This window comes from Salinimicrobium sp. WS361 (genome assembly GCF_050750585.1).
Taxonomy (GTDB): Bacteria; Bacteroidota; Bacteroidia; order Flavobacteriales; family Flavobacteriaceae; genus Salinimicrobium.
Map to the genome: position 1 here is coordinate 219,255 of NZ_JBOJLM010000007.1, position 21,849 is coordinate 241,103.

21 protein-coding genes are annotated in these 21,849 nt (G+C 42.3%); 15 read left to right on the forward strand and 6 right to left on the reverse strand.

Features of this window, described 5'->3' with window-relative positions:
• Positions 1–286: 286 nt before the first annotated feature.
• Both ACQ93I_RS09585 and ACQ93I_RS09590 read right to left on the reverse strand, forming a co-directional pair.
• On the reverse strand, positions 287–2,410 hold the full coding sequence (locus ACQ93I_RS09585) for a tetratricopeptide repeat-containing sensor histidine kinase (RefSeq protein WP_431698312.1): 2,124 nt from the start codon (positions 2,408–2,410) through the stop codon (positions 287–289).
• A complete protein-coding gene (locus tag ACQ93I_RS09590) occupies positions 2,388–3,152 on the reverse strand; it encodes a LytR/AlgR family response regulator transcription factor (protein WP_431698313.1) in 765 nt (254 codons plus the stop codon). Before ACQ93I_RS09590 ends, ACQ93I_RS09585 begins: the two co-directional genes overlap by 23 nt.
• Positions 3,153–3,465: 313 nt before the next feature.
• On the opposite strand from ACQ93I_RS09590, the gene ACQ93I_RS09595 reads away from it, so the two are divergent.
• The 5 genes from ACQ93I_RS09595 (at position 3,466) to ACQ93I_RS09615 (ending at position 6,898) form a co-directional block, all read left to right on the forward strand.
• Positions 3,466–3,975 carry an outer membrane beta-barrel protein gene (locus tag ACQ93I_RS09595; RefSeq protein WP_431698314.1) on the forward strand — a complete coding sequence of 170 codons (510 nt, stop codon included), beginning with the start codon at positions 3,466–3,468 and terminating at the stop codon, positions 3,973–3,975.
• A 98-nt stretch (positions 3,976–4,073) separates the two neighbouring features.
• Positions 4,074–4,427, forward strand: a complete 354-nt coding sequence (locus ACQ93I_RS09600; RefSeq protein WP_431698315.1) for a DUF4870 domain-containing protein — start codon at positions 4,074–4,076, stop codon at positions 4,425–4,427.
• Between the two features lie 57 nt (positions 4,428–4,484).
• Positions 4,485–4,802, forward strand: coding sequence for a hypothetical protein (locus ACQ93I_RS09605; RefSeq protein ID WP_431698316.1), 318 nt, complete (start codon positions 4,485–4,487; stop codon positions 4,800–4,802).
• A gap of 898 nt (positions 4,803–5,700) precedes the next feature.
• Positions 5,701–6,066 (forward strand): DUF6122 family protein, encoded by a 366-nt coding sequence (locus ACQ93I_RS09610; protein ID WP_431698317.1) that lies wholly within the window; start codon positions 5,701–5,703, stop codon positions 6,064–6,066.
• A gap of 214 nt (positions 6,067–6,280) precedes the next feature.
• Complete coding sequence (locus ACQ93I_RS09615; RefSeq protein ID WP_266070497.1) at positions 6,281–6,898, forward strand: deoxynucleoside kinase; 618 nt, start codon at positions 6,281–6,283, stop codon at positions 6,896–6,898.
• Between the two features lie 150 nt (positions 6,899–7,048).
• Here ACQ93I_RS09615 and ACQ93I_RS09620 read toward each other — a convergent pair whose 3' ends face one another.
• The 4 genes from ACQ93I_RS09620 to ACQ93I_RS09635 form a co-directional block, all read right to left on the reverse strand.
• Complete coding sequence (locus ACQ93I_RS09620) at positions 7,049–8,080, reverse strand: App1 family protein (RefSeq protein WP_431698318.1); 1,032 nt, start codon at positions 8,078–8,080, stop codon at positions 7,049–7,051.
• Between the two features lie 113 nt (positions 8,081–8,193).
• A complete protein-coding gene (locus ACQ93I_RS09625) occupies positions 8,194–10,563 on the reverse strand; it encodes a sodium-translocating pyrophosphatase (RefSeq protein WP_431698319.1) in 2,370 nt (789 codons plus the stop codon).
• Between the two features lie 368 nt (positions 10,564–10,931).
• Positions 10,932–11,447, reverse strand: a complete 516-nt coding sequence (locus tag ACQ93I_RS09630; RefSeq protein WP_431698320.1) for an inorganic diphosphatase — start codon at positions 11,445–11,447, stop codon at positions 10,932–10,934.
• 341 nt (positions 11,448–11,788) lie between these two features.
• On the reverse strand, positions 11,789–12,769 hold the full coding sequence (locus ACQ93I_RS09635; protein WP_266070492.1) for a pyruvate dehydrogenase complex E1 component subunit beta: 981 nt from the start codon (positions 12,767–12,769) through the stop codon (positions 11,789–11,791).
• A gap of 165 nt (positions 12,770–12,934) precedes the next feature.
• Between ACQ93I_RS09635 and ACQ93I_RS09640 the strand changes: the two genes are divergently transcribed.
• The 10 genes from ACQ93I_RS09640 to asnA all read left to right on the forward strand — a co-directional run bounded on the left by ACQ93I_RS09640 (position 12,935) and on the right by asnA (position 21,757).
• On the forward strand, positions 12,935–13,681 hold the full coding sequence (locus ACQ93I_RS09640; protein ID WP_431698321.1) for an electron transfer flavoprotein subunit beta/FixA family protein: 747 nt from the start codon (positions 12,935–12,937) through the stop codon (positions 13,679–13,681).
• 87 nt (positions 13,682–13,768) lie between these two features.
• On the forward strand, positions 13,769–14,737 hold the full coding sequence (locus ACQ93I_RS09645; protein WP_431698322.1) for an electron transfer flavoprotein subunit alpha/FixB family protein: 969 nt from the start codon (positions 13,769–13,771) through the stop codon (positions 14,735–14,737).
• A gap of 84 nt (positions 14,738–14,821) precedes the next feature.
• Positions 14,822–15,442 (forward strand): bifunctional nuclease family protein, encoded by a 621-nt coding sequence (locus ACQ93I_RS09650; RefSeq protein ID WP_423819818.1) that lies wholly within the window; start codon positions 14,822–14,824, stop codon positions 15,440–15,442.
• Positions 15,443–15,454: 12 nt separating this feature from the next.
• Positions 15,455–17,167 carry a nucleoside transporter C-terminal domain-containing protein gene (locus ACQ93I_RS09655; RefSeq protein ID WP_431698323.1) on the forward strand — a complete coding sequence of 571 codons (1,713 nt, stop codon included), beginning with the start codon at positions 15,455–15,457 and terminating at the stop codon, positions 17,165–17,167.
• Positions 17,168–17,373: 206 nt separating this feature from the next.
• The gene (locus tag ACQ93I_RS09660; protein WP_431698324.1) at positions 17,374–18,198 is read left to right on the forward strand and encodes a thymidylate synthase; all 825 of its coding nucleotides are present in this window, start codon (positions 17,374–17,376) and stop codon (positions 18,196–18,198) included.
• Positions 18,199–18,229: 31 nt separating this feature from the next.
• Positions 18,230–18,604 (forward strand): energy transducer TonB, encoded by a 375-nt coding sequence (locus tag ACQ93I_RS09665; RefSeq protein WP_431698325.1) that lies wholly within the window; start codon positions 18,230–18,232, stop codon positions 18,602–18,604.
• A 16-nt stretch (positions 18,605–18,620) separates the two neighbouring features.
• Complete coding sequence (locus tag ACQ93I_RS09670; protein WP_431698326.1) at positions 18,621–19,034, forward strand: energy transducer TonB; 414 nt, start codon at positions 18,621–18,623, stop codon at positions 19,032–19,034.
• A 120-nt stretch (positions 19,035–19,154) separates the two neighbouring features.
• Positions 19,155–20,126 carry an L-histidine N(alpha)-methyltransferase gene (gene egtD / locus ACQ93I_RS09675; protein ID WP_431698327.1) on the forward strand — a complete coding sequence of 324 codons (972 nt, stop codon included), beginning with the start codon at positions 19,155–19,157 and terminating at the stop codon, positions 20,124–20,126.
• Positions 20,126–20,407, forward strand: a complete 282-nt coding sequence (locus ACQ93I_RS09680) for a DUF427 domain-containing protein (RefSeq protein WP_431698328.1) — start codon at positions 20,126–20,128, stop codon at positions 20,405–20,407. Before egtD ends, ACQ93I_RS09680 begins: the two co-directional genes overlap by 1 nt.
• 330 nt (positions 20,408–20,737) lie before the next feature.
• Positions 20,738–21,757 (forward strand): aspartate--ammonia ligase, encoded by a 1,020-nt coding sequence (asnA, locus tag ACQ93I_RS09685; RefSeq protein ID WP_431698329.1) that lies wholly within the window; start codon positions 20,738–20,740, stop codon positions 21,755–21,757.
• The last annotated feature ends 92 nt before the right edge of the window (positions 21,758–21,849 follow it).

The following is a 21,849-nucleotide window of genomic DNA, read 5'->3' on the forward strand; positions in this document are numbered from 1 at the left end:
AAGGAATGGGTTTTGATATGGGTCCCAAAAATGGCATTTTTGAGAGGGTTTTGTCAAATGTATTGGCAGAATAATTATTGGCTTAGAGGGTAAAATATTGAAGCCCTCTCCCACCCCACCCTGCGCCCCCCCCCCTCCGAAGGAGGGGAGGTTAAAATTATGAATTGCCTCCGGCTTTAGCCGGGGGTTCCAAAAAAGGCATTTTAGAGTGGGCTTTAGCCCAATTAAGAGTAATACAATGGAAATTTAAAATCTGAAGAGCAAATCTTGTTTCAGATTTCCCAATTCAGGAAAGAAGTTCAGCAGGATTTTCGGATAAGATCTTTTGTTTTAGCTTGAAAACAATACGGGTGCCTTCAGGTTTTCCCTGTTCGTCCTTTTTATCAATGACTTCACAATCTATATGCCCCGAATAGCTCTTGTTGAAGAGTTCTATTCTTTCTTTAATGATCTGCATCCCCATACTTTTATGATCTTTTTCCGCAGACCTTTTTTCGATACCACTTCTGCCCACTCCGTTGTCATCGATAATGATCTTCACGATCTCTCCTTCAGGAATCACCTCCAGGAGTAACCTCTTTGTTTCACGTTTGCTGGGAAGCAGTCCGTGCCAAATGGCATTTTCGATAAGCGGCTGTAGCAGCAATGGAGGGATCAGGATCTTTTCAACTTCAGGCGCATCTTCTCCCTTTATTTCAAAAGTGAAATCCTTTTCAAAACGGTTCTTTTCAAGGGTGAGATAATATTGCGTCAGCTTAAGTTCTTCAGATAAAGGAACCACATGTTTTTGAGAGGTTTCCAGCACCATCCTGGTATAGCGGCTAAACACCACCAGGTATTTCATGGCTTTGGCGTTTTGATTGCTTTGTATAAGATAGGTGATGGCGTTAAGGCTGTTAAAGATAAAATGTGGATTGACACGCAGGCGGGTCACAAGAATCTCTGCCCGGGCCAGGTTGCGCTCGTAAATGGCTTTCATCTTCTCTTTCTCCTCTTTCAAAATACGGGCGTTGACCTTCTTTTTCATTTGATGGTTGCGATACTGTAACAGGAAAATCACGAGGATAAATAAAAGGCCTGTGCCAAGGAGCAACATAAGGATCCTGCGCCGCTCCAGTTTTTGTTGCTGATTGTCAAGAAGAGTTTGCTGCAGCGCCTTGTCCTTCTCAAGCAGCTGAATATGATCTTCCTTTTTCTCTATGTCATACTTCCGAATGAGAGCAGCTATCTCAACATTTTGTTCTTCCAGTTTAATACTATCTTCATACGCCTTCCCCTGTTTAATGTACTGCAAAGCTGCTGAAGGCTGATTCTGTCTTTCAAGAATCTCTGCCAGCTGATAGGAATTCTTCATGATCAAACCATGCTGATTAAGATCTTTGGCGAGTTCAAGGGATTTCTCATAATAGCTCTTCGCAGGAACAAGTCGATCCTGTTTGAACCGAACATCTCCTAAACTCCCCTGAATCTGCGCCTGTTGATGCGCATCACCAATTTTTTCAAATCTACTGAGGGCATCCTCAAAATAATAAGCAGCCTTGTCAAGGTCTTTGCCCTCCTCCAGGTAAGATTTCCCATAGAACTCATAGGTAATCGCAAGTCCGTAATTATCTTCTCTCTCGCGGTTTATCCTAAGCAGTTCATCAAGATACTTTCGCGCGGTCGTGAACTCCTCCTTATCAATGTAGTAGTCACTTATAGAAAGATAATTCATGGCCACCCCAAGACTGTTGCCTCGCTGTTTTTCTGCCTCAAGGGAACGTTCAAAATAAGTCAGAGCTTCATCCTGTCGCCCCGGAATATTCCCCAGGGTATTGCCAATCCCGTTGCCGGCAATAGCGATATTCTTAAGATCATTCTCCTCTTCGGCTATCTTTAAAGCCTTCATGTAATAGGAAACCGCCGTATCATATCTCTGGTTGTAACGCCCTGCCACCCCCGCATTATTTGCAAAGATCATTTTATGGACGGGATCAACTTCCATATCCTCCACCAGATTAAAGGCTTTTGTATGCAAAGACAGCGCCTCATCGTAACGCTGGTGATACCTGTAAAGCAGCCCCAGGTTATCGAGGGTCCTGGCATACAGCAGGGAATCTCCTGTATTCAATGCCTTCTGAATTAGTCCGCGGGCCAGGTCATATTCCTCTTCTTCCTTATGTTCATTCCGGTGAAACTCTCTTAGCATCTGTATACCATAGACCACTTTCAGGGAATCATTGGTTTCCTCTTCAAAAGATGTTTTGAGACTATCGAGCCGGGATTGGGGAAAGCCTGAAGTGGAGCACAGCAGGATCAACAGAAAACTAAATAGGCATAGGGATCTGCAGTAATTTCCTGAAATGTTCAAAAGAAATTTCCGGAGAAAGAAAGTGCCATGAATTTTGTTAAGCCGTTTTGGTAATTGCATCAAATAAGTTCGTGATAAGGTCCTTTTTACTTTTGCTCACCGGGATGGATTTTCCATCCTGCATCACAAGATAACCTCCATCATTCCGATAATACTTTTGCATGTAATTGGGATTGATGAGATAGGATTTATGAATGCGGATAAAAAAGTATTTGTCGAGCAATTTCTCAAATTCCTTGAGGGTTTTGCTCAAAACCAGTTTCCGGTTATTGGTAGTAAATAGTAAGGTGTAATTATTCTGGCTCTGGCAATATAAAATGTCATTGGTTTCGATAAACTCAAAGCCTTCAGTCACCGGCACTGCTATTTTGTTCTTGAGGATCCCCTCCCTTTTCATGTGGTTCAACAGCTCATTCATTCTATCAGAAGAAAGGTCCTTTTTCATTTCCCTTTCTTTTTTCCATTGCTGCACCGCGGTTTCAAATTCGGTTTCATCAATTGGCTTAAGCAGGTAATTCACGGCCTTGGCCTTAAAAGCCTGTGCGGCATACTGGCTGTATGCGGTGGTAAAAATGACATCAAAGGTTTCTTCAGAAAGTTGATCCAGCAATTCAAAACCATTCATTCCCGGCATTTCAACATCCAAAAAGAGCAAATCGGGCTTTACATTAGGAATAGCTATGAGCGCATCTTCAGGTTTAGTCCCCTTAAAGACGATCTCAGTTTCGGGAAATTTGCTTTTGACATGCAGGACCAGCCCCTCCACACAATGCACCTCATCATCAACAATTGCTACTCTCATTTTTACTAAACTTCAAAAAGTGAATGGTTTACCCTAATAAATGTAAGTCTTATAAATGACCTTTTAAAAAACTTCGGGACTAAATGCTCTTATTCCTGAGGATAAGCCCCATATGAATTAGGCAAGGGAATATTGTACAAACTCATCCAAAATCATCCTTTGAATAGTTTCCTCACTGTCTTCCCTAAATGACAAGCCCTCTACACTCATTAACCAACTTCATAATCATCTAATTTACTGACTTTTACACCAATCAATCGGAAAAAATAACTTCTGAAAAATTCTAAAACACTAACCTTTGAACTATTACAGAATGAAAACTAAATTACTTTTTACCAGCGCTTTAATTTTCCTGGGAACTTGTTTTGTGGCCAATGCACAAAATGATACCCGCCTGGGTGCTATGGTTGCTTATGGAACCGAAATTGAAAATGTGGGAATTGGGGTCAATGCTGAAATTCCTGTTATGGAAAACCTAAGCATATCTCCCGGCTTCATTTATTATTTCCCAAAAGATGAATCTGGCGTCAGTTTGAACTGGTGGGAAATAAACGGAAATGCAAATTACTACTTCGTAGAAAACGAAAGTCTGGATTTTTATGGGATTGCGGGACTCAATTACACCCATGTCAAATTCGACTTTGACGAATCGCCCTTTGGTGATTCTTCCATGGAAACCAGTGACGGAAGATTTGGTTTAAACCTGGGAGCGGGCGCGAATTTCGAGATTGGAAGCGGCATCACCCCTTTTGCCGAAGTTAAATATGTCATCATAGATGGAAGTCAGCTGGTGATTGGAGCCGGTGTGAAATTCAGTATCTAAGTCTTTATAATTCTGAAAAAAGCTTTCTAACCAACCAATTTTTAAGCTACTTCTTACCAGAGACCAGAGCCTTAATTCTAATCCTAAAAATTACTTCTATGGAAACCGGAAACACACAAACTGAAACTCAAAATAATAAGACCGAAGATACTACAGTGGCAGTCATCGCTTATTTAACCTTCATAGGTTTAATCATAGCCTTTGTGATGAACAATGAGAAAAAAGATGCATTTGCTGCCTACCATATCAAGCAATCTTTAGGATTAACTGTTTGTGGGATCGCTGTTTTTGCCGTTGGAATGATCCCTATCCTGGGTTGGCTGGTGAGTTTTTTCGGGTCTATCTTCCTGTTATATCTATGGATCATGGGACTTATAAACTCCATTAACGGAAAGCTGAAACCAGTTCCTGTATTGGGAGACAGGTTTGAGGAGTGGTTCCGGAATGTATAGTGTCTTTTTAATTCGAAGCCCTGCATCAGATTGTCAAATCAACTAAAATTTAAAATTATGAAAATCAAATCTATATTTCTTTTAATGATCTTTTTCGCAGTCTTTACAGGCTTTCAGTCCTGTTCAGATGATGACTCTGGAAGTGATGATGATGCCGCCGCCGGATGTGCAAATTTTGAAGCCGAATATGAAGATGTAACAGCAGCCCTGACAGCTTTTTCTGAAAATCAAACTACTGCAAATTGTGAAGCTTATAAGAATGCGCTGCTTGACTTCTACAGTGATTTCAATGACTGTCCCTACTGGGGTGACTACTACCAGGAGGCTTATGAACAAATTCAGACTATTGATTGCAGTGGAGTTGGATCTGATTAAAATTTAACCATTCTAAATATTATAAATATAGATCTGAAGTCATTTGGGGGAGTGATTTTCAGGTCTGAAAGATGGGTGGACAGTGCAAACTGTTCATCCATTTCTCGTTATAGGGCTAAAGCCCGGGAAGTCCATTTCCCACCCCGCCCTACGGGCACCCCTCCGAAGGAGGGGACAAAGCAGGAACCTTAGCAGCACCACATAAATTCCGGTGACAGCATATTCTCGGAATTAAATCTCCTCCATGCAAAACATGAATTGCTTGAGGTCTCAAAAAAGACATTTTTGAGAGGGCTTTAAGCAAAAAATATCAGCACTAGAATCATAGCCCCAGAGGGGCAAAATATGTGTAGCCCGGGGCCAAAGCCCCGAGTTATTAATATATCCCAATAAAATGTCCTGTAGGGACAACATAGAAGAATCATAGCTCCTGATGACAATATAGTGTAGCCCTCCCCCACCCCGCCCTGCGGGCACCCCTCCGAAGGAGGGGACAAAGCAGGAACCTTAGCAGCACCACATAAATGCTGGTTACAACATAATCCCGGAAATAAATCTCCTCCACATAAAACATGAATTACCTCCGGCTTTAGCCGGAGGATTAAAAAGAACAGAGAGAAAGGGCTTTAGCCCAACTTTTTTCAAAATATCAACATCTAAAAATCCATTCCCTCCCTTTAGGGTTGGGGAAAAGGAATGGGATTTAAGACAGGTCTCAAAAATGGCATTTTTGAAGAGGCTTTAGCTCACTCCTATTCCTTATTCCAATTTCTGACTATCTTGCATCGGTTATCAATCTTAATTCGTGCAGCAACAAACTATATTTTTCCTTGAATAAACCTGCTTTTGAAAACCTGATTCTTCGCAACTTGAACATCGATCTTTAATCCCGAAACCATTGATTCAAACCATCACCCATTATTTTCTCCACTTTATCTTTATTGGCGCTATTGCTTACTGGTACGACAAAACGAACTGGAAAAAATACTGGCTCATCCTGCTGGCCACTATGCTTGTTGATGTAGATCATCTACTGGCTACTCCAATCTTCCAACCCGGCCGCTGCAGCATTGGGTTTCATGTATTGCATTCGGAATATGTGATTCCGCTTTACTTCCTGGGTGCGATTTTCATCAGGCACAAGATCTTTCGGTTGGTGATGATTGGCCTGGCCTTTCACATGATCACCGATTTTATTGACTGCCTCTGGATGCTTTCAAAGTGCGAAACCTGTTCTGCTGCGGAAGTATTCCGGGCATTGTGATCCCAAAATGCCATTTTTGACAGGTATTTTTCCGAAGCATTTTTACGGAATTTGATGGCAATAACTAAAAACTTCAGTTACAGATTGCTGCTTTAAAACAGCATTTTTCCGAAGCAATTAATCTGAATTCAGTTTTTAATACATCTGTTAATTCTCTTATATTTACCACCTGAAGTTTTCACCACTCATCTATCAACAGCCAAATTCACTCAACATGCACGTAGCCATTGCGGGAAATATTGGGGCGGGAAAAACCACCCTTACCAAATCACTAGCTAAACATTTTAACTGGGAAGCCCAGTATGAAGACGTATTGGAAAACCCTTACCTCGAAGACTTCTACAACAAAATGGAACGCTGGTCTTTTAACCTGCAAATCTACTTTTTGAACAGCCGTTTTAGGCAGATTTTAGAAATTCGGGAAAGCGGAAGGGCGATAATCCAGGACCGCACCATCTATGAAGATGCCCATATTTTTGCGCCTAACCTGCATGCTATGGGGCTGATGACCAATCGCGATTACGAAAACTATCGGTCGCTTTTCGATCTTATGGAAAGTGTGGTGCAGGGCCCAGACCTTTTGATCTACCTGCGCAGCAGTATCCCTAACCTGGTTTCCCAGATCCACAAACGCGGGAGAGATTACGAAAATTCTATTTCTATAGATTACCTAAGCCGCCTCAATGAACGTTACGAAGCCTGGGTGCACAACTACAACAAAGGAAACCTGCTCATCATAGATGTTGATAATATCAACTTTGTAGATAACCCTGAAGATCTCGGGAACATTATCACAAGGGTGGATGGGGAGCTTAACGGACTTTTTAAGTAGTCTGTAGACTTTAGACGGTAGGCTTTAGACGGGAGATAGAAGTTGGTAGTTACGGGTTTTACTTCGTTCTTCGGGCTTTCCTCCGGCGGAAGATAATTCTCCGTAAAATCTGGAACTTGAGACTTGTGCTTTAAACCTTACGGCTTCTGTTTAAATAAATCCGTGTTGCCTGGCGTGCTCGCGGGCCTGCTCTGAGGTTTCGACCATAAGAAGAGGGACTGTTTCGAAATTATCTACAATACTTCTCACCCTGCGCATTTGTCGGCGGTGCTTTACGCTTCTCAGGTAAATAGCCAGAATACGGTCCGGGTACTGGGCAGCGATCTCGGTGTAGATAGCAGGATCGTGCTCACCACTATCGCCAATGAGTATAAAATTGAGGTGCGGATAGGTCTTTAAAATGTTGATGATCTCCTTTTGTTTATGAGGTTTCTCGGGTTTGAGGGTTCTGTCAAATGGGGTGCGAAAATCCCGAAGCAAAATTGGCCCTTTTGGAAAATCATTGATCTCCAGGAAGAGCTTCAGGTACTCATATAAATTCCACGGACTGTTACTCAGATAGATCATAGGGTTTTGTTCATTCCCTTTCTTACCAGCGTGCAGGTCGCGATAGAATTTTGGGGCGCCTTCCAGGGATATCCTTTTGTGAGCGTTCTTAAAAAGGGAATTTTTGATGAGCCTCCATTTCAAAAAAGAAGTTACCCCTGTGTGCAAAATGGTATCATCAATATCACTTATCACCCCAAAAGTGGCCTTTTGCGGCGGAATAAGCAGTTCGGCTTCAAAATTATTTTCATTGGTGATTATGCTGTTGGGCACCTCATTTGAAAAGGAACATTTCAGCTTTAGCCACCCGCCGTCATCGGCAAACTCTTTCAGGTTAAGAGAAATGGTTTTGTCAAAGAGAAAATATCCTTCGGCATTTGTCTTTGTGGTAAGCTCGGTACCGTTTGGCAGGCTTAGCGTCACCCCCGTATTTGCAATCTCATAACTATCAAACTGTTTATAGGTGTTGCCAAGGGTTCTAAAGAAACTCTGGTCTTCATGCATCTTCAGGTTATCATCATCAATGGCACGCCCCAGCAGGTACAGGTGGCTGGCTGTGCCGTAACTGCGGTAAGTAGCCAGTTTCACTTCAGGTTTTGCAGTAAGGTAATTTTTGAGCCTGGAAAAGAGCTTCATAAAGAGGGTTTTAAAATGGCATTTTTAACACCTCATTCAAGGTACATTTAAAATCAAAAATCCCCCGCAGTTGCAGGGGATTTTAAAAATATTTTAGCAAATCTCTTCGGAAATTACTCTTTTTGAGAGGTCACTTCGGAAGTTTTTGCTTCAGAAGTATTTGCTTCGGAAGTTTTCACAGCTGCAGCTATTTTTTCCGCAGTAACAAGGGCTTCTTGTTTATCGGTTGAAAATTGGGCTACAGGCTCAACTTCTGTTTCCTCCTGAAGTATGGTTACTTCATCAACTTCTGGCGTGGTAGCTATTTCCATATCCTGACCCAAAATAGGGGCGATCACAAGCCCAATCAAACAGGTAAGTTTGATAAGGATGTTCATTGAAGGCCCTGAAGTGTCTTTAAAAGGATCACCCACGGTATCACCGGTTACAGCAGCTTTATGAGCTTCAGACCCTTTGTAGGTCATCTCGCCGTTGATCATTACCCCGGCTTCAAAAGATTTCTTGGCATTATCCCACGCACCACCGGCATTGTTTTGGAAAATTGCCCAAAGCACACCACTCACGGTCACCCCGGCCATGTAGCCTCCAAGCATTTCGGCGATAAGACGGTTTTCATACCCAAGTACCATAGGAATAATTACTATAATAATAGGGAACCCAATAGTAAGAAGACCAGGTAAAAGCATTTCACGAAGGGCAGCTTTGGTAGAGATCTCCACACATTTGTCGTATTGTGGTTTTCCTGTTCCTTCCATAATCCCTGGAATCTCACGGAACTGGCGACGCACCTCGTTCACCATATCCATAGCTGCTTTTCCTACTGATTGCATTGCAAGGGCAGAGAAAACAACGGGAATCATTCCTCCAATAAACAGCATGGCTAAAACAGGAGCTTTGAAAATATTGATCCCATCAATTCCTGTGAAGGTTACGTAGGCTGCAAAAAGTGCAAGAGAGGTAAGCGCTGCCGAAGCGATTGCAAAACCTTTTCCGGTTGCAGCAGTAGTGTTTCCTACAGAATCAAGAATATCGGTTCTTTCTCTAACTTCGGAAGGTAGTTCGCTCATTTCGGCGATACCTCCGGCGTTATCGGCGATTGGCCCAAAGGCATCAATTGCCAGCTGCATTGCAGTGGTAGCCATCATTGCTGAAGCTGCAAGTGCTACTCCGTAGAAACCTGCGAAGGCATAAGAGGCCCAGATAGCGATAGCAAAAAGAAGTACAGAATAGAAAGTAGAGATCATTCCGGTAGAAAGACCTGCAATAATGTTTGTCCCGGCACCGGTGCTGGAATTTTGTACTATAGACATTACAGGCTTTTTACCAAGTCCTGTATAATATTCGGTTACGGCAGAGATCACTCCTCCTACTACAAGCCCAACCAGAGTAGCATAGAATACCCGCATTGAGGAGATTTGTTGTGGCCCTTCCCCAAAGAATTCCATTTGCATGGTTTCTGGCAACATCCAGGTCACCAAAAAGAAAGAAGAGATCGCTACCAGTACGATAGAGAACCAGTTTCCTTTGTTTAGCGCCGACTGAACTTCAGCTTCCTTGGCAGTATTGCTGTTGATCTTCACCAATAGCGTTCCTACTATAGAGAATATAATTCCGAAACCTGCAATGGCCATTGGAAGAAGGATTGGTCCAATTCCGCCGAAACCTTCAGCAACAATATTACCGCCCATATCTTTGATGACATAGTTTCCAAGTACCATGGCGGCAAGTACGGTAGCTACATAACTTCCGAAGAGGTCGGCACCCATTCCGGCTACGTCACCTACGTTATCACCCACGTTATCGGCAATGGTTGCCGGGTTACGCGGATCATCTTCAGGAATACCTGCTTCCACTTTTCCAACAAGATCGGCACCCACATCGGCAGCTTTGGTATAAATACCACCACCTACACGAGCAAATAGTGCAATAGACTCGGCTCCAAGAGAGAAACCGGCAAGGGTTTCAAGCACGATGGTCATTTGGTGAACATCGGTCCACTCCCCGCCCATAAAGACGTGGAAAAAGATGATGAAGAAAGTTGTTAATCCCAGAACGGCAAGACCGGCAACTCCAAGTCCCATAACGGTACCGCCACCAAAAGACACTTTTAGTGCCTGCGGCAGGCTTGTTCTTGCGGCTTGTGTAGTACGAACGTTAGATTGAGTTGCGATGCGCATCCCGATATTTCCGGCGAAAGCCGAAAAAATAGCTCCAAATATAAAAGCTACAACAATTAGAATATGAGTAGTGGGAACAATAAAAGATATTCCTGCCAGCAGGATACTGGCTACAATAACAAAAATAGTAAGGATCTTGTATTCGGCATTAAGAAAAGCAAGAGCTCCTTCATAAATGTGAGATGAAATTTCCTTCATCTTTCCATCTCCCGCATCCTGTTTTAAAACCCAGGAGCGTTTTGCCCACATGAAAATGAGCCCTATGATTGCCAGAATAGCCGGCAACCAAATCATCAATGATTCCATAATTTTTTGTTAAATTTATTTACGCTGTTAAAGTTAGCAAAAGAGGGATAAATATGGATTAATAAAAATGATCTTTCTCATAATCTGAGAGGAAATCTTTGTTTATCCTCAGCCATAACGGGAGATGAGCCGGAGAAAATACATTTTTGAAAGAAAATGTAAGGAAGATTTAATTTTTATTATAGACTGGTTGAAATTCAGCTTTTAGAAAGAGGTGAAAATGAGGCGTGCACAAAAAAAAAGCTGCCCGGTAAAGCTTTCTCCCTGTCGCTCCTTAAATATTTCAGTTCCTAATAGGATCCTGAAAAATTAAGAATAACGCAGTAATAGCCTTACCAGACAGCCTCCTGTCTTATATCCTGAAACGGTTACATGATGGAGAAGTTACCCTTCTCCCCGTTACTGTCTTTATATCTCTGAATACAATCTTTGATGATGGAGTTTGCTTCATTAACATCGCCCCAACCTTCAACATCTACTTTCTTTTGCTCAAGATCTTTGTAGACCTGGAAGAAGTGTTCAATTTCTTTTATAAGGTGGCCATTCACATCGCCAAGATCGTTAAGCCTGTTCCAGATAGGATCGGAAACCGGTACGCAGATCACTTTTTCATCGGGTCCTTTTTCATCGGCCATATGGAATACTCCAATTGGCTTTACCTCCATAACACAACCGGGGAAGGTTGGCTCTGTTACCAGTACCAGCACATCAAGCGGATCGCCGTCAAGGGCCAGAGTTTCAGGAATGAACCCGTAATCTGCAGGATACATCATCGAAGAAAAGATCATCCTGTCATAACGGACTTTCTTTAGCTTGAAGTCATACTCGTATTTATTTCGACTTCCCTTGGGGATCTCGATAAGAACATCAAATGTTTTACTCATTACTATATAGTATAATTTAGTCTGTTTTTGTCTTTAGGGGGCGGCAAATATAATACTTCATTCGGTTTTAAGCAGATATAAAATATTTAGAAGTTGCTCCCTGCCGCAAAGTTTAAGTTTTTCTTCACAAATGGCGTAGCAAATTCCAAACAACAAATCCCAAATTCCAGGCATTAAATTCCAATTCGAATCTAAGTTCCCCTTCGGAAATTTAGGGGGAAGAGAAGCCACAATTACCCCAAGGTAAACTGTTTTGGAATTTGGCTTTTGGAATCTGGCATTTAAAAAAAGAAGCCTCCCAAAAAGGAGGCTCAAAAATGTCATTTTTGGAAGGGCATTATTTAGTCCTTATACATAACCTTTTTCACTGCTTTGATCACATCGTTGTGATTTGGCAACCACTCTTCGAGTAGTACCGGAGAATAAGGAGCAGGAGTATCGGCAGTATTGATCTTTACAATTGGCGCATCAAGGAAATCGAATGCCTGTGACTGCACCTGGTAAGTGATCTCTGTAGCTACGTTTCCAAATGGCCATGCTTCTTCAACAATAACAAGGCGGTTGGTTTTCTTTACAGATTCCAGGATAGTTTCATGATCCATCGGGCGAATGGTACGCAAGTCGATAATCTCACATGAAATTCCTTCTTTTTCAAGTTCTTCAGCAGCCTTATAACAGATCTTGATGATCTTTCCGAAGGAAACAATAGTTACATCGCTACCTTCTCTTTTAATGTCTGCTTTACCAATTGGCAGTACATATTCTTCTTCGGGCACTTCTCCCTTGTCGCCATACATTTGCTCAGACTCCATGAAGATCACAGGATCGTCATCGCGAATAGCCGCTTTTAAAAGTCCTTTTGCATCGTAAGGGTTAGAAGGTACAATTACTTTTAATCCCGGAGTATTGGCATACCAGCTTTCAAATGCCTGTGAGTGGGTAGCTCCCAATTGGCCTGCCGAAGCTGTTGGCCCACGAAATACAATGGGAACATTAAATTGCCCACCACTCATTTGGCGCATCTTGGCTGCGTTATTTATAATCTGGTCAATTCCCACCAGGGAAAAGTTAAAGGTCATGAATTCTATGATGGGACGGTTTCCATTCATGGCGCTACCAACACCTATTCCGGAAAAACCTAATTCTGAGATGGGTGTATCGATCACGCGATCTGGACCAAATTCATCCAACATCCCTTTTGATGCTTTATAAGCACCATTATATTCAGCAACCTCTTCTCCCATAAGGTACACAGATTCATCCCTGCGCATTTCTTCTGTCATGGCCTGGGCAATTGCTTCCCTGAACTGGATTGTCTTCATTACACGTATTTGATTAAAATTTTCGAATCACAAAAATAGTAATTCAAACAAGGATTATGGCCAACTTGAGAACAAAAATTTCTTATGCACGCACAGTATTTTTCCTCAGTTTTTATGTATCTTCGTAATCCATTTATAATTTTTATTTACAAAATTCTGAGATATATGAAAATATTAGTGTGTATTAGTCACGTTCCTGATACCACCTCAAAGATTAATTTTTCTGAAGGTGATACAAAATTCGACACCGCGGGGGTGCAGTTCGTGATCAATCCAAATGATGAATTTGGTCTTACAAGGGCCATGTGGTTCAAAGAGAAGCAAGGTGCAACAGTAGATGTGGTGAATGTAGGCGGCACAGAGACCGAACCTACTTTAAGAAAAGCTTTGGCTATTGGTGCCGATAGCGCTATACGTGTAAACACACCCGCTACAGACGGGATCTATGTTGCCAAACAAATAGCAAAAGTAGCACAGGATGGTGGTTATGACCTTATAATTGCCGGCCGCGAATCTATCGACTACAACGGCGGAATGGTTCCCGGAATGGTAGCCGGTCTCATTGGCGCAAATTTCGTAAATACCTGTATAGGATTGGAAGTAGAAGGAAATGAAGCTACGGCCATTCGCGAAATCGATGGAGGAAAAGAAACACTAAAGACAAATCTTCCATTAGTAATAGGTACCCAGAAGGGAATTGTACAGGAAAGCGACCTTCGCATTCCTAACATGCGCGGAATTATGCAGGCGCGAAAAAAGCCGCTTAACGTAATTGATCCTGTAGATACAGCGACACATTCTGAAGCCGTTAAATTCGAAAAACCCAAACCAAAAGGGGATATCAAGCTTGTTGATGCCGATAATCTTGATGAATTGATCAACCTGCTTCACAACGAGGCTAAAGTAATTTAAAGTTCAGGGTTTAAAGTTTAAGGTTCAAGGTTTGAACTGAAGGCTTTGGAATTTGGAATTTATTAATTGGAATTTAAAGAAAAAAATATGTCAGTATTAGTATATACAGAATCGGAAGAAGGACAATTTAAGAAGACTGCCTTTGAGGTGGCTTCTTATGCAAAAGGTGTTGCCGACATGCTGGGAACAGAAGTCACAGCTATTTCTTTTAATGCGGAAAGTGCAGGTGACCTTGGGAAGTATGGAGTGAGCAAAGTATTAAAGGTAAATGACGGGAAGCTTCAAAAATTCAATGCCAAAGCCTACGCCGATGCCATTAAGCAGGCAGCCAAAAAGGAAGGGTCAAAAGTGATCATTGTAAGCCAGAGTGCAAACGCAAAATATTTAGCACCACTATTGGCAGTACAACTGGAGGCGGGATACGCTTCAAACGTGGTGGCTTTACCCGAAGGTACAGATCCACTACAGGTAAAAAGAACCGCATTCACCAACAAGGCTTTTAACTTCACCAAATTATCTACCGATGTGAAGATCATTGGGCTTTCTAAAAATGCCTTCGGATTAAAAGAAAATCAAACAGACGCTACGGAAGAAGATTTCTCCCCTTCTCTTTCTGAAGGAGATTTTGCAATCAACGTGGTTTCTGTAGACAAAGCAGCCGATAAGGTGACTATTGCCGATGCCGAAATTGTGGTATCTGGCGGAAGAGGTCTTAAAGGTCCTGAAAATTGGGGCATGGTTGAAGAACTTGCCGAAACACTGGGAGCAGCGACAGCCTGTTCAAAACCTGTGAGTGATATGGGCTGGAGACCTCATAGTGAACACGTAGGCCAGACTGGAAAACCCGTTGCAGCAAACCTGTACATCGCTATTGGAATTTCTGGAGCAATACAACATCTTGCAGGGGTAAGTGCCTCAAAAACAAAAGTGGTAATCAATAATGACCCCGAAGCACCTTTCTTTAAGGCTGCCGATTACGGGGTGGTAGGAGATGCCTTTGAGATAGTACCAAAGCTCACCGAAAAATTAAAGGAATTTAAGGCTGGTAACTCATAATTTTTTTAACTTGCAAGCCGTTAAAAGGGCTGTCTCAGATAGGTATTTTGCCCGTTTAGACAGCTTTTTTTTTATTTTTGAAGTATGAGTTTAGTGCGCCTTAACATTAAAGGAATTTCTTACAGCCAAACCCAGAATGGGGCCTATGCCTTAATTTTGAGTGAGGTGGAAGGAGAGCGTAAACTCCCTATTGTAATTGGTGCTTTTGAAGCTCAATCTATCGCTATCGCTCTTGAGAAAGAGATCAAGCCTCCACGCCCACTCACCCACGACCTTTTCAAGAATTTTGCCGACAGGTTTGAGATCGTTGTAAAACAGGTGATCATTCACAAACTGGTAGACGGGGTTTTCTATTCCAGCCTCATTTGTGAGCGCGATAAAATTGAAGAGATCATTGATGCCAGGACCAGCGATGCCATTGCACTTGCTTTGAGATTCCAGGCACCCATTTTCACCTATAAGAATATCCTGGACAAGGCCGGTATCTACCTCAAGGGAGATACCGCAAAAGAGAAAGAAGAACAGGAGAAAGAAGATATTATAGTAGATGAACTCTTTTCTAAGGAAGTCGAGATAAAATCTGACCAACCCGATTACAGGAAACTGTCACTCAACGAACTCAATAACATGCTAGACCAGGCCGTAAAAAACGAAGATTATGAGAAAGCGGCCCGTATACGAGATGAGATCTCCAAGCGAAAATAACCCCCATTCATAATGAATAAAATCTGGTGCTTCCTGTTCCTGATCTTCTTCGGAATATCCCCCTTATTTGCACAATCAATTTCTAAAACCTGGGATTTTGAAGCCGTAGAAGGCAGCCCCCAAAACACCATTTTTGACATCTCCCCCGGAAATGACTATTTAAAACTGGACAATGGAGGTTTTGAACTCGCCCTTACCAATGAAGACGCTCCCAGTTCAACCGGGAATTATGTTTTTCAAAATGATGTTCTGGTACTATTCTTTGACAGTCCGGGCGACAGTATTCAGAATTTTAGAGTAAACACTTTAACCGATTCTACGCTGGTGCTTAGCACAAGAGATGTGACCTACTCCCTTAGGGAAGTGCCACAAACTGTACAAGAAGTACTGCCCGTAGATACCGCAAAGACCGTAATACCCAACCAGGGTTTTACCTTCACAAGTTTCTGGAGAGGTGCACTGGGAATGGTCTCTCTCATCCTACTCGCCTTTATCTTTAGCAGCAACCGCAGGGCCATAAACTGGAAGACTATTCTTGTAGGATTAGGCGCTCAGCTTCTTTTGGCAATCGGGGTTTTAAAGATCACTGTGGTTCAAAACGTATTTGAGACCGTAGGTTATTTCTTTGTACTTATTCTTGATTTCACCGCGGCAGGAAGTGAATTTTTGCTCGGCGGACTGATGAGTGTTGAAAGTTATGGTTTTATCTTCCTGTTCCAGGTATTACCCACCATTGTTTTCTTCTCTGCCTTAACTTCTGTACTGTTCTACCTTGGGGTGATACAGATCGTGGTAAAGGGAATGGCATGGGTGCTAACCAAGCTCATGGGTATCTCGGGGCCCGAAAGTTTAAGTGTGGCTGGAAATATCTTCTTAGGACAAACTGAAGCCCCATTAATGATCAAGGCATACCTTGAAAGAATGAGCCGATCGGAAATCCTTTTGGTCATGATTGGCGGAATGGCTACTGTGGCAGGTGGCGTACTGGCAGCTTACATAGGCTTTTTGGGTGGTGATGACCCTGCGCTTAGAGTAGAATTTGCAAAGCACCTGCTGGCTGCATCCGTTATGGCAGCACCGGGAGCCATCGTAATTTCAAAGATCCTTTATCCGCAGCAGGACAAGATCACTACCGATGTAGAAGTTTCTTCAGACAAAATTGGATCTAATATTTTAGATGCCATTGCCAACGGTACCACCGAAGGTTTAAAGCTGGCAGCCAATGTCGCTGCAATGCTCCTGGTTTTTATCGCTTTTATCGCTATGATCAACTACGGCCTTGGAAAAATTGGAGACTGGACAAGCCTTAACGGCATCATGGCAGCAAACACTCCTTACGCCAGGTTATCTCTTGAATCTCTCCTCGGAATTATTTTTGCTCCGCTCATGTGGCTTATTGGAGTAGCAAAAGCCGATATGATGCTCATGGGGCAGCTGCTGGGAATAAAACTTGCAGCGAGTGAATTTGTAGGATATATACAGCTGGCTGAACTTAAGAATCCGGTAAATGCGCTAAGCCTTACCTATGAAAAATCTATCATCATGGCCACTTATATGCTATGCGGATTTGCCAACTTTGCTTCTATTGGAATACAAATAGGCGGAATTGGTTCCCTGGCACCCGGACAGAGAAAAACCCTTTCGGAATTTGGGATGAAAGCGCTTATTGGCGGTACCCTCGCTTCTTTGCTTTCGGCTACAATTGCCGGGATGATCATTGGATAAAAAATTCCGGTAGTTAAAAACCCTTTCTAATTCAGAACAGTTTTCTATTTTAGCTGAAATTCAGTAAGAAAATGACATTTTTGACCTGCAATGTTTTCAAAACCTTCTAGCTCTGGAGAAAAGTCTGCCTGAAGTATTAGAGTCAATAGCATTTTAAAAACCTACAAGGTCAAAAAAGACCTTGCAGGTCGACTTAAATTATTACAATGAAGCAGTATCACGACCTTATAAAACATGTCCTGGAAAACGGAAATGAAAAAGGAGACCGCACCGGCACCGGCACCAAAAGCGTGTTTGGATACCAGATGCGGTTTGATTTAAGTGAGGGTTTCCCCATGGTTACCACAAAAAAGCTCCATCTAAAATCTATTATTAACGAGTTGCTTTGGTTCCTCAACGGCGATACCAACATTAAATATTTACAGGAAAACGGAGTGCGTATCTGGAACGAATGGGCCGACGAGAACGGCGATTTGGGTCCGGTATACGGTCATCAATGGCGCAACTGGAACAGTGAAGATATCGATCAAATAAAGGAGGTGGTAGAAACATTGAAGACCAGTCCCAACAGCCGACGCATGTTGGTAACTGCCTGGAACCCTTCGGTACTGCCCGATACCTCAAAATCTTTTTCAGAAAATGTAGCGAATGGAAAAGCCGCACTTCCACCCTGCCATGCTTTTTTTCAATTCTACGTTGCTAACGGCAAATTATCCTGTCAACTCTACCAGCGAAGTGCAGATATTTTTCTGGGGGTACCTTTTAATATTGCTTCCTATGCCCTGCTCACTATGATGATTGCGCAGGTATGTGGTTATGAAGCAGGAGATTTTATTCACACTTTTGGTGACGCTCATATTTACAACAACCACATGGAGCAGGTAAACCTGCAGCTGTCGCGGGATGTGAGGCCTTTGCCAGTCATGAAACTGAATCCTGAGGTGAAAAATATTTTTGATTTTAAGTTTGAAGATTTTAAATTGGAAAATTATGATCCGCATCCGGCTATAAAAGGGCAGGTAGCGGTTTAATTTTTGTCCAATTTTAAATTTTTTAAGCATTATGAAGAAGTTATTAGTTATTGCATGTTTTTTCTTTGGAGGAATAGCAGGTGCCCAGGCACAACAAACCTCACCAGTTTGGCCGGGCTGTGAAGACGATGAAGATAAATCGGAGTGTTTTAACGAAAAACTAAATGCCCACGTAAGGGAAAATTACGAATACCCCATGAAGCAGAACGCTTACGTGCGGGGAGAAGTAAAAGTATCTTTCAATATTAATGAAGAAGGGAAAGTTGTTGTGAATTCGGTTGAAGGATCGGAGCCACTGGTGAATGAAGCTGCCAGGGAAATGCTCAAAAAGATTCCAGATATGAAGCCCGGGACTTTAAACGGAGAGCCTGATTCCCGGAATTTCACCACTACCTACCGCTTCTAAAAATAAGCCCCAGATCATGAAAAAATTACTTTTTGTCCTTTTCCTGTTTAGCGCAGGAGCAACATTTGCCCAGGAAGGCGTAAGTGTTTCCAAAAATACGCTTACTACCAAAGAAACCCCTCCGATTTGGCCGGGTTGTGAAGATTTTTCGGGAACTTCAAAAACCTGTTTTAAGGAGAAGCTCACCCAGCATCTCAAGGAGAATTACAAGTTCCCAAAAGATAAAGCTGGCAATTACATTCGGGGAAAGGCGATAGTTTCTTTTGTGATCAATAAAGAAGGGAAACCGGTAATTTCTAAAGTTGAAGGCGCCAAAAAGGAACTCAATGAAGAAGCAAAGAAGATCATTCTTGCCATTCCACCGATGACGCCGGGGCAGATGGCCGGGAAACCTGTGGAGGTGAGCTATAAAGTTCCTTTTACATTCTAAGCCTATTCTTATTATTCCTTTAACTAAAAGGGATACATAAAAGTTTAAATTTGAAGGAAACCTGCGGGTTTCCTTTTTTTATTCCCCAAAAAAGGTAAATACGCCGGAAATTTTTTCCTTATGAATAATACCAAACCCCCGGAATTCAAAACTCAGTTTGCCGAAGATGTCTTTAAAGGCCTTACTTCATATCCTAAAAAAATTAGCTCAAAATTCCTTTATGATGAAAAGGGAGACGAGCTCTTTCAGCAGATCATGGACCTGCCCGAGTACTATCTTACGGGCAAGGAATATCAAATTCTTAAGCGCCACAGGGAAGAATTAGGAGATGAATTTGCCTCTTTAGAAGGTTTTGACCTTATAGAACTTGGTGCCGGGGATGGGAAAAAGACAAAGGTGCTGTTAAGGCACTTTGAAGAGAAGAACTATGACTATAAATACCTGCCGGTAGATATAAGCAAAAATGTACTCGAGCAGTTAAGAGGCAGCCTGCAACAGGAATTCCCTTCTGTAGAGGTAGAACCACAGCAGGGTACTTATGCCGAAGTACTCAATCGACTGGCCGATTATCGGGAGCGCAAAAAAGTGATCCTTTTCCTGGGTTCAAATATTGGGAATCTCACTCCCGAAGAAGCTGTGAACTTTCTAAAGAAGATATCCTCTGCAATGCATGAAAAAGATCTTTTCTTTATGGGGGTAGATCAAAAGAAGGACCCAAAGGTGATTCTGGATGCTTATAATGATGGCGCAGGAGTTACCGAAGCATTCAATAAAAACCTGCTCACGCGAATGAACAGGGAACTGGATGCCGAATTTGATCCTGAAGATTTTATGCACTGGCCCCTTTATGATCCCGAATCAGGAGTAGCCAAAAGCTTCCTGGTGAGCAAAAAGGAACAAACTGTAGCAATAAATGCTCTTGATATAAAAGTGCATTTTCAAAAATGGGAGACCATACACACCGAAGTATCCCAAAAATATGACGACACCTCCATAGCCTGGCTGGCCAAAGAAGCCGGACTGGAGATTACAGGCTGTTGGGCCGACAAAGACAGCTGCTTTAAAAACTATCTTTTCAAAAGAATAAAATAATGAAAGCAATTTGGAATAACACCGTAATAGCCGAAAGTGATCAAACTGTTGAAGTAGAAAACAACCAGTATTTCCCCCCGGAATCTATAAATTCTGAATTCTTCAACCTGAGCGATACCCATACAGTATGCCCATGGAAAGGCAGAGCCTCTTATTTTCACCTAAAGGTAGGAGATGAAAAAAATACCGATGCGGCCTGGTTTTATCCTCATCCAAAACCCGAAGCAACCAATATTAAGAACTACGTAGCTTTCTGGAACGGAGTGAAAATAGAAAAATAAATTTGCCGTTTAAAAAAAATGACCTAAGTTTACCAAAATCAAAAAAGAACAATCCAGGTGATTTTAAATAATAACAATAATAATTTCAATAACAATCTGAATCAAATCAGATTGCGGAGAGCTATTATTGTATAAAAAATCCCTTAAACAATATTCAAAGCCTTTCCGCCACCCGGAGAGGCTTTTTTTTTGCAGAATTATGAAACGACTTCAAAATAATAATATCAATAATAATAGTCCGCCACCCGGGGGAGAGGATCTCTGTGCTTTAAAGCCTGCCTCCTTCCCGGGGCAGGCTTTTCTATTTCTTAAACATTTAAAACAAACATTATGAAAACTATATTACAACTATCACAAAAACTTGAAACTGAAGAAGCTGTTGACTTCGTAAAATCTGAATTTGAAAAACACCTGAAAGCACAACTTTCACTGGTAAAAATATCGGCTCCCACCGTTGTACTTCACGGCACCGGCATCAACGACGATCTAAACGGAATTGAAAGACCCGTTGGCTTCCCTATAAAAGCTATGCAGGAGCGCCGCGCCGAAGTTGTACAATCTCTCGCAAAATGGAAAAGGTTAAGACTGCGGGAATATGAAATTGAACCCGGAATGGGAATAGTTACCGATATGAAGGCCCTGCGGCCCGATGAAGACTTAGGGCCTATCCACTCCATTTCAGTTGACCAGTGGGACTGGGAGAAAGTGATGACCCCGACAGAAAGACACCTCGATTTTTTGAAGGCACAGGTTAAAAAAATATATAGCGCTATACTCGATACACAAGCTGCTATTACCCAAAAACATCCCCTGCTCTCACAGGACCTACCAGCTGAAATCACCTTTTTACACACTGAAGACCTGCTTAAGCAGTACCCTCACCTCACTCCGAAACAAAGAGAAGATCGTGCGGCACAAGAATACGGGGCGGTATTTCTTATTGGGATAGGTGGTTTAATGGAAAGTGGCGAAGCACACGACGGCCGGGCTCCCGATTATGATGACTGGAGCACTCCTACCTCGGCTTCTACAAAAGGTCTCAACGGCGATATTTTAGTCTGGAATGCTGTACTGGAACAGGCTTTTGAATTGTCTTCAATGGGAATTCGGGTAGACAAAAAGACCCTGGAGCTACAACTACAGGAGAGAAAAGCCGAAGACCGTAAAAGTTTATACTACCATGACCAGCTACTTTCAGAAAAACTCCCTCAAACCATTGGTGGCGGGATAGGACAGTCAAGGCTGTGTATGTTCCTGCTTCAAAAAAGACATATTGGGGAAGTACAGGCAAGCATCTGGCCCGAAGAAATGAGACAGGAATTAAAAACCGAAGGTGTGTTTTTGCTTTAAAAATTACAAAGACCTCAACCTTACTAAGACCTCACAGGTTTCAAAAACCTGTGAGGTCTTAATTATCGTCAATCGTTTTAAAGAGAAAGATA